The organism is Cellvibrio sp. 25HG11W-0, assembly GCF_057815475.1.
In genome coordinates this window covers 3,950,488-3,965,424 of sequence record NZ_CM174230.1, presented here as the reverse complement: position 1 = coordinate 3,965,424, position 14,937 = coordinate 3,950,488, and the positions used below count along the sequence as shown (strand labels likewise).

The following is a 14,937-nucleotide window of genomic DNA, read 5'->3' as shown; positions in this document are numbered from 1 at the left end:
TCTAATTGGCGCGCCTGCTGGGCTGGTGCGTTGTGCTTTGGGGGTTATGGCTTAATGAAGAGGGAGTTCATGGCATATAAAATTTAATTTATTTGGTATTACCAAAATGGCAGATCAAAGTATTGATTTGGTAATACTTGTGTGGCAGTATCAGCTTAGCTCAGCTAGTTCAATAAAGTTAATCACAATAAAAGATGGGGAATAGACATGAGAAGTTTCGTAATCAAGCCGCTGGTTTTAGCGATGGCAGTAGCTGCCCTACCTATGACCGCCAGCGCACAAGATGCAAAGAAAGAAAGCGCCGACGGTACTATTGAAGAGATTATGGTGACCGGTAGTTTTCGTGACAGTTTGGCCAATGCCATTAACATTAAGCGCAATACTGCAGGTGCGGTAGATGCAATCGTTGCTGACGATATTGCCAGCTTCCCAGATAACAACCTCGCCGAATCGTTACAACGTATTCCGGGTGTTGCGATTGAGCGTGTAGCCGGTGAAGGCCGCCAAATTTCTGTACGTGGTTTAGGTGCTGGTTTTACTCGTACGCGCATAAATGGTATGGAAGCTGTTGCTACCGGCGGCGCAACTGATGCTGCCGGCGGTACTAACAAGTCGCGTAGCTTTGACTTTAATACCTTTGCATCTGAGCTGTTTAGCTCACTGACGGTACGTAAAACTGCGTCGGCAGATGTTGAAGAAGGTTCACTGGGTGCAACCGTTGATTTGAAAGCCGCACAACCTTTCGATTTTGATGGTTTCACCATGGCCGCTTCAGGTCAGTTGGGTTACAACGATCTGTCTGAAAGCAATGACCCTAAAACCTCATTTTTAATCAGTAATACTTTTGCTGATGACACTGTGGGTGCTTTGTTATCGGTTGCCTATTCTCAGCGCGAAATTAAAGATGAGGGTGCAAGTACTGTTCGTTGGGATAATTCCAATGACTTCGGTAGCTATCAAGGTAATACCGATCTTGCTGCGAAAGATCTTAAAGCGGTTAACGATGGCTTTCGTCCACGTATTCCACGTTACGATTCTTATACCCACGAAATGGATCGTCTTGGCGTAAGTGGCTCGCTGCAATTTAGACCGACTGATCGCACTGAGATCAGCCTCGATGGTCTTTACGCAAAGTATGATGCGACCCGTAATGAAGTATTTATGGAAGCTGTATTGAACTCTACCGGCAGCACTAAGGTAATGGATGTTACTTCCTATACTTTGGACAACACCAATACGGTTACCGCTGCTGCGTTCAAAAATGCAACCATTAAAGCTGAGAATCGTTACGACGAACTCACCACTGATTTCACCCAAATCACTTTAAGCGGTAAGCATGAGTTTACTGATGCTTTGCGTATGGATGCTTTGATCGGCAACGTGGTATCTGAGTTTGATAACCCCATACAAACTACTGTGATTTCGCAAAAAACCGGTATGGATTTCGCCTATGACTACACTGGGTCAAATCGCGAAGCTCCCGTCATTACCTTTGATAACCGAGTATCAGATCTTGATGGCTGGTCAAATGGTGGTGTTCGCTTACGTCCGCAAAGTGCAAAAAATACCTATGACTCGGCGTTGGCCAATCTTGAGTATGATTTGAATGATGCGGTGTCGTTCAAAGGTGGCGTTAACTACAAAAAGTTTGATTATGAAACGACTGCTGGTCGTCGTAACCCCGAAAATGGTGGTGATGTTGTACTAACATCAGACATGATGATGGCCTACGATTCAGGCTTGGGCAGCAACGATTCTTGGGCAATCCCAGATTTAAAAGCGATCAACACTAAATACAATATCTACAGCAACACCGGTATTTATGAAGTTCCTGAGCGCATTAATGATGTAGCGGCTGTTTCTGAAGAGTCTTTGGGCTTCTTTGTACAGGCTAAATTTGAAACGCAAATTGGTGATACCACTGTGCGTGGTGATGTAGGTGTGCGTCAGGTAGACACTGATGTTGAATCACAAGCTTACGATTCTAAAGGTGTATTGCAAACCGGTACTTATAGCTACTCCAATACTTTGCCATCCGTTAACTTGGTGTTTGAGCCAATTGAAGATGTGCTCATTCGTATGAGTTACGCCGAAGTGGTTGCACGTGCAGGATTGGGTAGTTTGTTGCCGAACACCAACGTTAGTGTATCTGGTGGCAGCTATGGCGTGTCATCGGGTAACCCTGCTTTGGATCCTACAAAAGCCGCTAGTTATGATTTGGGCTTAGAACTTTATTTGAGTGAAGAGACTGTATTGGGCTTGGCCGTTTTCTACAAAGACATCGACACTTTTGTGCAAACCATCAAGCAATCTCGTCCATTTACCACCACTGGCTTGGATCCTAAGCTTGCGGTAGCGGCATGTGCTGCTGGTGCTCAAAGTGCTGATACCTGTAACCCAAATGTGAATTGGGACGTAAGCAGCCCAGTGAATGCACCTGGTGGCGACCTTTATGGTTTTGAATTGAGCTATCAAACGCCATTCACTGCATTGCCTGGTATTTGGAGCAACTTCGGTTTCATGGGTAACTTTACCTATGTAGAAGCGCAACAAGACTTCGTAGATCAAAATGGTGCGGTAACAGCGACTCGTTCTCTCTTAGGCCTGTCGAAAGACACTATGAGCGGTACTTTGTACTACGAAGATGAGGCATTTAGCACACGTATATCAGCTGTTCACCGCGCGGGTTACTTGACCGATGCCAATGGTCGTAATGGCAATGATCGTGAAGGTACTAATGCGACCACCAATATCGACATGGCGGCTTCTTATCAACTTAACGACAATATCAAGTTCACGTTTGAAGCCTTGAACTTGACCGATGAAGTGGATGACCAATGGGTAGATAACGCGGGTAACCGCCTGTCTTACTACCACAACACTGGTCGTCAGTACTACGTGGGCGTTGCTTACAAGTTCTAAGCTAAATTAATCAGTACATGAAACCTGTGGTTGCAATGATCTTGTAACCACAAGTTCTACCGAGTTAGTTTCCTAGGTGTTACATGGATTGGGCAGATGGATGAGCCCGTTTTTTTCTAGGAAATACCATTGCACAACCCAAGGTTTATATCTCAGGTTGCTTCACAAGAGCGACAGATGGGCCTTGGTTATATCAAACGAAAAGGGATGCCAGCTTGCTGGTGTCCCTATTTGATTATTGGGCAATGTATTTTTAGTGCTAATACACACACGAAAATACAGGCTCGCAAGCAAAAGGTGGTGCACGTGAAATCATTGTTAAATTACATTGGCAGCAGTAAAGAATTATCCATCTGCGAATTATCGCGTTCGTTGATTAATGGCTCTTGTATTTCCTTCTCGTGCGTGTTCTTAGGCGGGCTATTGTTGCTTGGCGCTTGTGCGCCGATTGCGCAAGATCAGGCTAATAAAGTAAGCACAGAAATAGCCAACATCGAAATAACAAACGCGAATAGTTTTGCGTTGCAACAAGAACCACTTTATTTTTCTTTTTATGACCTAGGTGTAGCGGCGAGCGATGCCGCAATAAAACATCTCAGTGTTGCAGGCCCGCGCGGCCTAGCCGCCTCACAATCGGTAGATACAGACGGCGATGGCCAGTTAGACAGTTTAATGCTGTTAGCTGATTTCTCTCCCGCCGAGAAAAAAACCTTTGTGATCAGTAGCGATGCATCTATTGCCGCTCCCGCACAGAAAAAATTAACCCAAGCAGAAGTTTCTATCAAAGAAGGCGGGGTTTGGAAGGGCAAAGAATATGTTGGTGGAATCTTTAAAAATGTTACTCAGGTAACACCACCACCACAGGCCACCGACCACTCCTTTTGGTTGCGCTACGAGGGGCCAGGTATTGAGTCCGATAAGGTGGCCTATCGCATTTATCTCGACTGGCGAAACGGCTTCGATATTTTCGGCAAAAAAACACCTGATGTGGCACTGCAACATGTTGGCTTAGATGGCTATGACTCTTATCACTTGAATGCACCTTGGGGGCAGGATGTGCTCAAGGTAGGGCTGTCTTTGGGAATGGGCGGTTTTGGTTTTTGGAATGGAAAAAGTGTTGATTTGGTCTCAAAAGTTGCGACTCGCACTGCAACAGTGACCAACAATGGCGATTTGTTTTCAAGCTTTATGATTGATTACAAGGGCTGGGAAGTCGCAAAAAAAACAGTTAATTTAAATGCGCAGTTTGCTATGCATGGTGGCAGCCGTTTGGTGAATGTGCAGCTAAAATCCAGCAAACAATTACCCAATATTGCCATAGGCTTAGTGAAGCACCCAGGCACTAAACTATTGCAAGGTGATACCGATATCAGTGGTTATGCGTGGACCTATGTTGCCAGTTGGGGTAAGCAGAGTTTAAGTGGGCCAGATGATCATTTGGGCATGGCGGTTATTTTTCGTCGCGATGATCGTCAGCAGCAAACGGAAGATAACAATTCCTACGTTTCGGTCATGAAGGACAAGGGCGGTGAGCTTGAATACTATTTCATGGCGGCGTGGGAGCATGAGTTAGATGGCATTAAAACCGAAGCTGACTTTAAAGCCTATTTGGATCGTGAAGTTGAACGCTTAACAAAAACGCCGCGTATTCGCTTGAAATCTACACTAAGTACCGCGTCAAAAAAACAACCGATAACGGCTGAGCAAGCATTGAGTTGGGGGATGGCCTTAGCTGATTCGGAACTTGCACGCAAAACATTGGGCTATGCCTATGGTGGTTGGGATGTATACCGCAAACGCCCTGCTAAATTCGAATACGATGTGGTTGGTATGCAAACCGCTGCGCTACAAGAATTAGATTCCGTTAAGCCTACGCAAGCTTATAGAGATGCATTAGAAACTGTTGTTGGGAGTTATATTACCGACGCAGGTAAAATTCAAACTTTTGAACCTAGCTTGTATAGCATCGATCTCACTAAACCAGGTGATATGGTAATTTTGCTGGAGCAAAGAACGGGTAAAGAAAAATATCGCAAGGCTGTCGATTTTTTACGTGAAAATCTGCGCAAGCATCCACGTACCAGTGAGGGTGCTTTTTGGCACCGTGTGACCTACCCCAATCAGCTCTGGCTGGATGGCGTCTATATGGGTATTCCCTTCTTAGCGCGATATGCTGCAACTTATGAAACGGGTGCGGTACAACATGAAAGTTTTAAAGAAGCGGTGCACGAATTTACTATAGCGCGCGCGCACTTACGCGATGCAAAAACAGGTTTGTATTACCACGCGTGGGATGAATCTAAAAAGGCCGACTGGGCGGATAAAACTAATGGCCGCGCGGGTCAATTTTGGTCGCGTGGTATGGGTTGGTATGCCATGGCGCTCGTAGATGTACTGGATTATATCCCCGCGTCAGAACCTGAATTGCGTCAAACCATGCTAGATATAGTGCAAGAATTCGCCGCTGATATTTTGCGTTATCAAGATGCCGATACTGGCACTTGGTGGCAAATCATGAATAAGCCTGGTGAAGTGGCTAACTATCGTGAATCAACGTCTACCGCTATGTTTGCTTACTTTTATGCCAAGGCAGTGAACAAAGGTTATTTGCCTAAAAGCTACAAAACGGCAGCAGTTAAAAGTTACCAGGGTTTAATTAATGAATTTGTGACTGTGCATGCCGATGGTCGTATTAGCATGACTAACCAGTGTCTTGTGGCAGGCTTAGGTTTTGGCCGCGACGGCAGCTATAACTACTATATGACTGAGCGTATTTTTAATAATGACCCCAAAGGTAATAGCCCCTTTATTACCGCCAGTGTGGAAATGTACAAACTCTTGAAAAAGTAATGAGTGCAGCAGCGCTATTATCTGAACAAATTTCTGTAAATGACAAAAGGTTTTATTATGAAACAACTTGAAGAACGTTATGCGGTACACCTTGATGACTACAAGCATTACGATACTCAAAAACTGCGCAAGCATTTTTTAATTGAAAGTATTTTCGCTGCCGATGAAGTTCTCTTCACCTACACCCATTACGAGCGCTTGATGGTCGGCGGCGTTATGCCCGTGAGTAAGTCGGTTACCTTGGAAAGCTTTGATCAGCTTAAATCCGAATTTTTCTTGGCGCGGCGCGAGTTGGGTGCCATTAATATTGGCGGTGCCGGTAAGGTGTCGGTCGATGGTGAAGTCTTTGTAATTGGTTCAAAAGAGGCTTTGTATATAGGTCGCGGCGCTAAAGATATTGTCTTCAGTAGCGATGACGCCAGCAAACCTGCGAAATTCTATTTGAACTCAACGCCTGCACATCAGAGCTTCCCCACGAAAAAAGTGGATAAGCAAAATGGCAAGGTTTTACATATGGGCGCGAGCGATACCTGTAACGAGCGCGATATTTATCAGCTGATGATCAGCACAGTGCTTGAAACCTGTCAGCTGCAAATGGGCATGACGGAATTAAAGCCCGGTAGTATTTGGAATACTATGCCTATGCACACCCACAGCCGCCGTATGGAAGCTTATTTTTATTTTAATATTCCTGACACTCATGCGGTCTGTCACTTCATGGGCCCAGCTGATGAAACGCGCCACATTTGGGTGGGCAATGAGCAAGCGGTTGTGTCACCACCTTGGTCAATGCACTCAGGGGTAGGTACTGCAAATTACACCTTTATTTGGGGTATGGCCGGCGAGAATATGGATTACACCGATATGGATTTCCATAAGCCAAGTGAATTGCTCTAAAAAATTATTAAGTTCTACTCTCTATGGCTGGCGTTGCTGGCCGTACAAAATATGGGAACACTATGAATCATCCTCTATTTGATTTAAATGGAAAAGTAGCACTGGTTACCGGTGCTACTCACGGTTTGGGTATGGCGATGGCCAGTGGCCTCGCCAGTGCAGGCGCAACGCTCATTATTAACGGCAACTCATCGCAAGAAAAAATTGATAAGGCCGTTGCTACCTATCGCGCGCAGGGCTTTAAGGCTTTCGGTTACAAGTTTAACGTGACCGATGAAGATCAAGTGGCTGCTGCAGTTGAGCAAATCGAAGCGGATCATGGTCCAATTGATATCCTGGTGAACAATGCCGGTATTATTAAACGCGTCCCCTTGTTAGATATGCCGCTCGTGGATTTTGAAGAAGTTATTAAAACGGATCTCACCGGTGTGTTCACTATGACGCGCCCCGTTGCGCGTAAAATGGTGGAGCGCAAGCGCGGAAAAATTATCAACATTTGTTCTATGATGAGTGAGTTGGGCCGCGATTCAGTGGGCGCCTATGCTGCCGCGAAAGGCGGTTTGAAAATGCTCACTAAAAATATGGCGACTGAGTGGGCTAAACACAATGTACAGGTTAACGGTATAGGGCCTGGTTATTTTGCTACCAGTCAAACCGAACCTATTCGTGTTGATGGCCATCCATTTAACGATTTTATTATTCGTCGTACGCCCGCCGGTAAATGGGGCGACCCAGACGACCTTCAGGGTGCAACCATTTTCCTCGCCTCCAAAGCGAGTGATTTTGTCACCGGCCAAATCGTTTATGTGGATGGTGGTATCCTCGCAACGATTGGTAAGCCTTCCAACGAATAATTTTTTTGCAGCGCTCACTTGCAGGTGAGTGCTGTTATTTCTTGCTTAATGCCTTGCCTTTAATATTTCCCGCCCAAAAATCATCAATAAATCTATTGCTGCCTAAATGGAGCACTCAGCGCGCGTGGTAGTAGCTTTCGCTCTCCGTTAAAAGCCTTTATAGTCAGTCTGTGATTAAGAATTGGTCGCTAGGTGATTTATGTATAAGTGCCCGCATTGTGGTGAGGAAACAATAAGTGCTTGGAATAAATCTAAAGCTGATTTCTTTTCGCCTGCTCAATGTCCTTTGTGTGGTGGCGCATGCTATGTGTCCATAAAATATCGCCTGCGTATAGTGTACCCATTGATCCTGTTCGGAGTTGTTATGTGGGCGGCGGTTATATTCACAGGGTCGGCGTGGCCTTTGGTAGTATTCCCACCCCTGCTTTTTGGGTTGATATTGCACCATGTGAAAAAGTCGACGTTGGTACGAAAGCGCTAAGGTGAACTGCTCTGTGGAGATTTCTTCTGGGATGGCTCATGTTCTAATATTAAAAGGGGAGTCAATTTTGAATAAAAGGATTAAGCGGGTTCTTGCTCTAGTGCTTTTACTGTTGCAACAAGGTGCCTTCGGCGATAGTTTTGAGTCTGATTTTGTCAGTGCGGCCATAGAGCGAACTAAGCACGAGGTTCGCTACAGCGGCGCTTACATGTCTATTCCATACCCGAATGGTGATGTGCCTTCAACTATGGGTGTGTGTACTGACGTTATTGTCCGATCCTATCGTGCCTTGGGAACGGATTTACAGGTGCTAGTACATGAGGACATGGTAAAAAACTTTAGCCTCTACCCCTCAAGAAAAATATGGGGGCTTAATACTACTGATAAAAATATTGACCATCGACGAGTGCCAAATTTACAGACTTTTTTCACTCGACATGGTGCATCTTTGCCGGTGTCAAAAAACCCGCAGAGTTATATGGCTGGCGATTTGGTGACTTGGGTATTGCCTGGCAACTTGCCGCATATTGGCATAGTCACTGATGTCATATCTGCGCAGTCTGGCAACCCTTTAATTGTTCATAACATTGGCTCGGGGCCGAAGCTTGAGGACATGTTGTTTACATATGATATTTCGGGGCACTATCGCTATGTGCCTAAAAAATACCGTGAGTGACGTTCATTTCAATGAAAATGTAATCTGCTCAATAAATGCCGAACTAGGAATGATGACGTGAGAGAAAGTCTAAGAAGGAAAATTGTTGAAGTCTGCGATAAAAAAATTGCCAGCAAGGGGGCAGCGGTAGGGCTTTCGTTTTATGCGTTCTTCGCCAATAAGAATGATGATCCTGAGTTGTTAATGGAGGCCGCTGAGTGGTGGATTAAAACCCATAAGCTCGATCACTTTGAAAAGGCAGAGAAAATTAGAGCTATGGTGATTGCTTCCTGAATACATTGTTTTTCGGGGGGTGTATTTAACGCTAGGATTGTATTGAAAGTTGATCGCAGGGTTCGACGGGTTTAAATAAAAAATTTGATAAAAAAAAGAGGGTGTGGAAATTCCACACCCTCTTTTTTATTTGTACCCACCGAACCTAGCGTGGGTGTTGATTTACTTAGTTACAAATTTCACGACCACCGCCAGTGCCTTGACTGTTACAGGTGCTGGTGGCAATACAGCTTTTAGAGTTTTCCCAGCCCCAACCGCTGCTTTGGTTTTTACAGGTTGGGTAGAGCGTGCCCCACCAGTTACATTGGCAAGCGCCGCCGCTTGTGGCTGGCGTGCTGCTTCTTGATGAGCTGCTTGGAGTTGGTGCTGGAGTGCTGCTTCTAGATGAGCTGCTTGGTGTCGGCACAGTAGGCGTGCTGCTTGTTGTGCCACCGCTGCAATTGCCACTGAAACAATCATAGGTGTAGCCAAAGCCGATCACACCGCTACAGTGCATTAGCTCGCTATTGCCGCCGCCGCCACAAGAGCCATTGGCATAGAGTGCTGTGTTGTAGTCCATATTTTCAGCTTGACGAGTTTCGCCGTTCACTTGGATATAATCTACTTGCACATCGCGACCGGTAGCGTCGTTATCGTAGTCAACTTGAATGTCGCCTGATGCACCGCCCGTGTAGCTGTAGTTTTGATAGCTGGTAGTCAAATTCCAGCTAGCAACAGTGTTGCCGCCAACTTTGAGGTTAATGTGCTCGCTACCTGCAGTGCCGCGTGCGCGAACCACAATGCCGCCGCCGTTACCGCCAGCTGCTGATGTAGGTGGTGTACTGCTGGTAGTTCCACCAGTATTACCACCAGTATTGCCAGATGGTGCTACTGCACGGCCTGTGGCGGGGTCTATTCTGCCGGGGCAGAGACCTTTAGCGCGCAGGTTGGCAGCGATTTGGGCTATGGCACCATTGGTGTTGTTATAGCTTGCATCGTGCATCAGGATAACTTGACCGTTTTGCAGTTGGTTGTTGGCGTTAGCGATAGCCGCAGAGCTTGCGCCGTCCCAGTCTTTAGAGTCCACATCCCAAGTGATCACACGCAGGCCTGCAGCTTGCGCGGCTTGGTTGATGGTTGCGTTGGTTTCACCATAGGGTGGTCTAAACAGGGTTGGTTTAGGTGCGCCGCCGTTTTGAATAGCTTGGTTGGTGCGAGTCAACTCATCCAAAACTTGTTGATAGTTCCAGTTCAGCATGTGCGAGTGGGTGTAGCTGTGGTTTTGAACTACGCCAACACTCAGTTGCTGTGCAAATTGAGCGCTATTACCCGCAACCATGTTGCCAGGGTTGAACCAGGTAACCGGTGTAAGGCCGTTTTGCTTCAACAGGTTAATCAGCGTGCCGGTGTTTGAGCCGGGGCCGTCATCAAAGGTGATGCCTACATAGCCGCTACAGCTAGTGTTGCCTCCTCCGGTATTGCCGCCGGTATTACCGGTGCTGCTAGTAGTGCCGCCGCCAGTGTTGCCACCACCGGTGCCTTCGCTTACGGTAATGTCTGAACTGCCACGGCTTTGATAGCCTTCGGTTGCCATAATTTGGTAATTGTGTGCACCTAGGTTCATGCCTTTACTCGCCCAGAAGGCGGCATGGTTGGCGAAGGTGACGGTGCCAGAAATGTTGCCAAAGCCTTTCTTAGGGTTGCGCACGCTAAAGTATTGGTAGAAGGTTTGGGTGCCATCGATTGACGGCTGGCTGACACGTTGACAGCGACGCACGTTATAGGTGGCGCCATCACTTTGGAAGCTACCCATGTCATTACCGCCGGAGCAGGAGGCTGGGTTGTAGGAGCCGTAGCTTTCAATGACGTAATACTCAATCAACGGGCTGCGAGTCCAGCCATAAAGCGCTAAGTAAGAGTTTTGTGAGCTGTCTACCCCGAAGTTACCGGAGTAGTTGATCACGCGTGAGCTGTTGCCCGGGTTCCAGCCTTTGCCACCAACCCAGTTGTTGGTGCCATTGGTCCATTGCGAGGTGTAGCGTCCGCCAGCTTGCAAGCCAAAGGATGCGTCGCCCGAGTCTTTCCAAAACGAATAGTAAAACCCGTTATTGGTACCGGTTGAGTTGGACGTTAGTGTTTGAGCACTGACGGTAGTGGCGCAGAGCGCGGCGGCGCCAATCAGCCCAGTCAGTACGCTTCTGCTATTTAGCGCGACTTTCTTAAGATTGATAAAACTCATAGTTATTCCCCTTCTTTTGCAGTGAAACAATATGCAGCTCAAACGCTGAGATGCGCAGGGTTTGCACGACAAAGGAATTGTTGTGTTTAATTTCGTTATTATTCTTCGCAAATAACCTCGCTACTCATACTGCAGGAAGAGGTGGTGAAGTTAGTTGGAAGGTTTGTCCTGTTTGCGATAAACAGGGTTTTGTCATCGAGCGCCAAACTGCTTTTTTATTGTTGGAACTATGCGGCTATCACGATGAATACTTGTATACATCTAAGTGGCGCATATTGTCAATTAAACCATATATATATTGTCAGGATAACTATATGGATATGGTCATTAGAACAATATGTTGCTTAAAACAGTCCTTTGTCGATTGTTTTTTTATGTTAAGTAGCGTAGGGCGTTAGGGTCTATATGACGCATGGATTTAGTGCTTTTGGCTGGCGTGGCGTGGATATTTGGCGAATGAGGCCTAATGATTTAATTCGATTATTTGCTGGCTTTAAGTGAGCTACAAAAAAGGGGCGAAATCTCGCCCCTTCCTTTTATTCACAGCTCAGGCTAGAGCTTCAGTGCCAAGTTAAGGGCACACTAAACCGCCGCCATACTGGCCTTGGCTGCTGCAAGTGCTATTGCCTATACAGCTTCTATTATTCTCATAGCCCCAGCCGCTTGTTTGATTCTTACAGCTTGGGTAGAGGGTTCCCCACCAGTTACATTGGCAAGCGCCGCCATTGTTGCTGGGGGTGCTGCTCGCAACGGGTGCGGGGGTGCTGCTGCGTGGAGTACTGCTGGGTGTTGGTGCCGGAGTGCTACTCGCGGTGCCGCCGCCGCTGCAATTACCGCTGAAGCAATCGTAGGTGTAGCCGAAGCCAATAGCGCCGTTACAGTGCATTAACTCGCTATTTCCGCCGCCGCCACAAGAGCCATTGGCATAAAGTGCAGTGTTGTAGTCCATGTTTTCAGCTTGGCGCGTTTCGCCGTTCACCTGCAGGTAATCAACTTGCACATCGCGACCGGTTGCGTCGTTGTCGTAGTCAACCTGAATATCGCCCGAAGCGCTGCCATTGTAGGTGTAGTTTTGATAGCTAGTGGTGAGTGTCCAGCTTGCTACTGTGTTGCCGCCAACTTTTAGGTTGATGTGCTCGCTACCCGCCGTACCGCGCATGCGCACAGTAATGCCGCCACCATTACCGCCGCCATTGGGCGCTGATGTTGTAGGTGTTGAGGTGGTGGGCGTTGAGGTGGTTGGAGTCCCGCCGCCAGAGCCAGCACCTTCTCTAACAGTGATGTCAGAGCTGCCGCGGCTTTGATAGCCTTCGGTTGCCATAATTTGGTAATTATGGGCACCTAGGTTCATGCCTTTACTTGCCCAGAAGGCGGCATGGTTGGCGAAGGTGACGGTACCAGAGATATTGCCAAAGCCTTTCTTGGGATTGCGCACACTAAAGTACTGGTAGAAGGTTTGAGTGCCATCGATAGACGGTTGGTTTACGCGCTGACAGCGACGTACGTTGTAGGTGGCGCCATCACTTTGGAAGCTACCCATGTCATTACCGCCGGAGCAGGAGGCTGGGTTATATGAGCCGTAGCTTTCAATGACGTAGTACTCAATCAGCGGGCTGCGAGTCCAGCCATAAAGTGCCAAGTAAGAGTTTTGTGAGCTGTCTACCCCGAAGTTACCTGAGTAGCTAATCACCCGTGAGCTATTGCCTGGGTTCCAGCCTTTGCCGCCCACCCAGTTGTTGGTGCCATTAGTCCATTGCGAGGTATAGCGTCCGGCGGCTTGCAGGCCAAAGGATGCATCGCCTGAGTCTTTCCAAAACGAATAGTAAAACCCGTTATTGGTGCCGGTTGAGTTGGACGTTAGTGTTTGAGCACTGACGGTAGTGGCGCATAGCGCGGCGGCGCCAATCAGCCCAGTGAGTAGTTTTTTGTTGTTTAGTGCGACCTTCTTAAAATCGATGAAACGCATAGTTATTCTCCTTCTTTGCAATGAAACACTGTGCAGCTCAAATGAGAGATGCCTACTGTTTACACGTCAAAGAAATTGCTGTGTTGAATGGAGTTATTGTTCTTCGCAAATAGCCTTGTAACCCATACTGCTAAATAAGGGTGTGAGGTTAGCTGGAAGGTTTACCCTGTTGGTGATGAGCAGGGGTGAATCATCGAGTGCCATCTATTTTTATTGTTTGAACTATGCGGCTAACCCGATAGGCGATTTTATACATCATTGTATTTGATATTGTCAATAATACTATATGACATATTGTCGAATAAACTATAACGCTGTTGTCGTTATAGCAATATGTTCATTAAGGCAGCCCCTGGTCGATTGTTTTTTTATGCTGCGTTGTGTATGGCCTAGCGTTTTGGGGTGAGGATAGTGCGTGGATTTAGTCTATTTGGATGAAATTCCGTGTTTGTTAAGGCGTCAGATATGGCTTTGCGGTGTCTTTTGGTGAAGATGTTCGCTTTGTGGATAGGGGCTAAAATTAAAAGGTGCCAAGAATTAAAAGATACTGCAGCAGTGCTTAGGCTTTCACCATAACCCGACGCTTCTGGCTGGGTTATGGAGAGCTTTTGATGTGGGGGTTTGAGTGCTCGGGTTTTGTGTTGCTACGCCTTAGCGGCTAGCTTGCTTTGAACTTCTTGCAGTAGATTCAAGAAGACTGGTTTAGGCAAAATTGCGCCGCGGTGTTGAATGACGGCACCTGCGCAGGCTGCGCCCAGCGCTACGGCTTGCTCGGGGGTTTTGCCTTCATAGCGCGCGGCTAGATAGCCCGCGTTAAATGAATCACCTGCCGCGGTGGTGTCTACCACCTTATCAATCTTGGCAACGGGAACGGCCCGTTGTTCGCCACCGATAATTACAAGTGCGGGTTCAGCGCCGCGTTTAATCACCAGTTCAGTCAGCTGGTAATGCGCGAGCCGCTCCAATACGGCGGCTTGATCAGCATCTTGCCACAGCAGAATCTCGTCATCGATCGTCAGCAGCGCCATATCACTTAAGCGTAAAAATTGTGCTGTAGTCTCTTGTGCTACAGCTTGGCTAGGCCAGAGGCGCGGGCGGTAATTGCTGTCGAAGACCACTTGGCCACCCTGTGCGCGATAGCGGCTGAGAAAGCTGGCGAGGCGTGCGCGGGCTTCGGGGCTAATAATGGCGAGGGTGATACCGCTTAAGTAGAGATAGCGGCAGCTCATGAGTGCGGCATCTGGCTCGGCGTGGTTGAACATAAGGCGCGCCGCAGATTGGTCGCGCCAGTAGGCGAATTGACGCTCACCATCGGGTGTATTGGTGATCATGTAAAGGCCGGGTTGGCGCTGTTGATCCTGCTCTATTAGGCTGGCATCAATTTGCTCTTGAGCCAGTTGTTGCAATATCTCTTGGCTATAAAGGTCGGTTCCCAAGCGCGTGACATATTGGGTGGGGACGCCTAAGCGCGCAAGATAAATGGCGGTGTTGTAGGTGTCGCCCGCATACGCCAGTTGTTTGAGTTGGCCGGGAGCGGGGGCTAGTTCGATCATGACTTCGCCAAGGGCGGCAATGGCTTGCATACTTACCTCAATTTAGGCTGCGAGCCTCTGCGGCTCTGAATGTGGGTTAAGGTTATTTAGACGGGGCAGTGTACCATCGCTGCCGATATTGGTCATGCCGATTTTTCTGTTAATGGCAGCGGTTTAATCGGTGTATTAGAAAAATATCCCAAAAAGTAAGCAGACGGTTAAATCATTATTCCAAATCTGGTAACCGAGAAATGGGGCCCTGAGATTT

General features: G+C 47.4%; 9 protein-coding genes. 6 read left to right on the top strand and 3 right to left on the bottom strand.

The annotated features are described in order from the left end of the window. Positions 1-207 precede the first annotated feature (207 nt). The 6 genes from AC0KUT_RS16570 to AC0KUT_RS16545 all read left to right on the top strand — a co-directional run bounded on the left by AC0KUT_RS16570 (position 208) and on the right by AC0KUT_RS16545 (position 8,953). A complete protein-coding gene (locus AC0KUT_RS16570) occupies positions 208-2,922 on the top strand; it encodes a TonB-dependent receptor (RefSeq protein WP_488831504.1) in 2,715 nt (904 codons plus the stop codon). Between the two features lie 306 nt (positions 2,923-3,228). Then, positions 3,229-5,772: a DUF4861 family protein gene (locus AC0KUT_RS16565; RefSeq protein ID WP_488831503.1), complete on the top strand. Its 2,544-nt coding sequence runs from the start codon at positions 3,229-3,231 to the stop codon at positions 5,770-5,772. A 57-nt stretch (positions 5,773-5,829) separates the two neighbouring features. Further along, entirely contained in the window at positions 5,830-6,669 is an 840-nt protein-coding gene (gene kduI, locus AC0KUT_RS16560; RefSeq protein WP_488831502.1) for a 5-dehydro-4-deoxy-D-glucuronate isomerase, read from the top strand. Positions 6,670-6,731: 62 nt separating this feature from the next. After that, complete coding sequence (locus AC0KUT_RS16555) at positions 6,732-7,523, top strand: gluconate 5-dehydrogenase (protein WP_488831501.1); 792 nt, start codon at positions 6,732-6,734, stop codon at positions 7,521-7,523. A 548-nt stretch (positions 7,524-8,071) separates the two neighbouring features. Beyond that, the gene (locus AC0KUT_RS16550) at positions 8,072-8,680 is read left to right on the top strand and encodes a DUF1287 domain-containing protein (protein ID WP_488831500.1); all 609 of its coding nucleotides are present in this window, start codon (positions 8,072-8,074) and stop codon (positions 8,678-8,680) included. A 57-nt stretch (positions 8,681-8,737) separates the two neighbouring features. Continuing rightward, positions 8,738-8,953, top strand: coding sequence for a DUF6500 family protein (locus AC0KUT_RS16545; RefSeq protein WP_488831499.1), 216 nt, complete (start codon positions 8,738-8,740; stop codon positions 8,951-8,953). 166 nt (positions 8,954-9,119) lie between these two features. Here the strand turns inward: AC0KUT_RS16545 and AC0KUT_RS16540 are convergent, their stop codons facing one another. The 3 genes from AC0KUT_RS16540 to AC0KUT_RS16530 all read right to left on the bottom strand — a co-directional run bounded on the left by AC0KUT_RS16540 (position 9,120) and on the right by AC0KUT_RS16530 (position 14,720). Next, positions 9,120-11,171 (bottom strand): glycoside hydrolase family 11 protein, encoded by a 2,052-nt coding sequence (locus AC0KUT_RS16540; protein ID WP_488831498.1) that lies wholly within the window; start codon positions 11,169-11,171, stop codon positions 9,120-9,122. 571 nt (positions 11,172-11,742) lie between these two features. Continuing rightward, on the bottom strand, positions 11,743-13,137 hold the full coding sequence (locus AC0KUT_RS16535) for a glycoside hydrolase family 11 protein (RefSeq protein ID WP_488831497.1): 1,395 nt from the start codon (positions 13,135-13,137) through the stop codon (positions 11,743-11,745). A gap of 644 nt (positions 13,138-13,781) precedes the next feature. Beyond that, positions 13,782-14,720: a sugar kinase gene (locus tag AC0KUT_RS16530; RefSeq protein WP_488831496.1), complete on the bottom strand. Its 939-nt coding sequence runs from the start codon at positions 14,718-14,720 to the stop codon at positions 13,782-13,784. Positions 14,721-14,937 lie beyond the last annotated feature (217 nt).

What these genes read in the sequence shown, in the direction of transcription:
- AC0KUT_RS16535 (WP_488831497.1), bottom strand. Translation starts at nt 13,137, where the DNA reads ATGCGTTTCATCGATTTTAAGAAGGTCGCACTAAACAACAAAAAACTA.
- AC0KUT_RS16540 (WP_488831498.1), bottom strand. Translation starts at nt 11,171, where the DNA reads ATGAGTTTTATCAATCTTAAGAAAGTCGCGCTAAATAGCAGAAGCGTA.
- kduI (WP_488831502.1), top strand. Translation starts at nt 5,830, where the DNA reads ATGAAACAACTTGAAGAACGTTATGCGGTACACCTTGATGACTACAAG.
- AC0KUT_RS16555 (WP_488831501.1), top strand. Translation starts at nt 6,732, where the DNA reads ATGAATCATCCTCTATTTGATTTAAATGGAAAAGTAGCACTGGTTACC.
- AC0KUT_RS16570 (WP_488831504.1), top strand. Translation starts at nt 208, where the DNA reads ATGAGAAGTTTCGTAATCAAGCCGCTGGTTTTAGCGATGGCAGTAGCT.
- AC0KUT_RS16530 (WP_488831496.1), bottom strand. Translation starts at nt 14,720, where the DNA reads ATGCAAGCCATTGCCGCCCTTGGCGAAGTCATGATCGAACTAGCCCCC.